The sequence below is a fragment of the Emticicia sp. W12TSBA100-4 genome, assembly GCF_040253585.1.
In the GTDB taxonomy this organism is placed as follows: Bacteria; Bacteroidota; Bacteroidia; order Cytophagales; family Spirosomataceae; genus Emticicia.
Window position 1 is genome coordinate 1 of the sequence record NZ_JBELAU010000078.1, and the last position, 508, is coordinate 508.

Annotated in this window: 1 protein-coding gene; it reads left to right on the plus strand. The window is 41.9% G+C overall.

The window, feature by feature from the left end; genetic code table 11:
- Window positions 1–508: hypothetical protein (locus ABR854_RS25825; protein ID WP_350268734.1), on the plus strand; the 508-nt coding region annotated here is incomplete at both ends.

The window sequence follows — 508 nt, forward strand, 5'->3', positions numbered from 1 at the left end:
AAGTGGAACGGTGCTTTGGTCAAATAATTCAACAGGTACGAGTTTGACGCTTAATTCAGTCGGAACATATTCAATATCAGCGAAATGCACCTTAAATGGTTGTGATTCTGACCAAAGTTCAATAACGAATTTAGAAATCAAAGCTAAACCAGCCACTCCGACCATTACGCCACCAAGTCAATTAGTGGTTTGTTCTCCAAGTACTTTGACATTAACGGCAACTTGTGCAATTGGAACGGTGCTTTGGTCGAATAATTCGACTGGCACGAGTTTGACGCTTAATTCAGTCGGCACATACTCAATATCAGCTAAATGTGTATTGAATGGTTGTGAATCAGACGCAAGTTCGGCAACGAGTTTAGAAATCAAAGCCAAACCAGCTACTCCAACCATCACACCACCGAGCCAATTAGTGGTATGTTCTCCAACAAGTTTGACCTTAACGGCAACTTGTGCAAGTGGAACGGTGCTTTGGTCAAATAATTCAACAGGCACGAGTTTGACACTT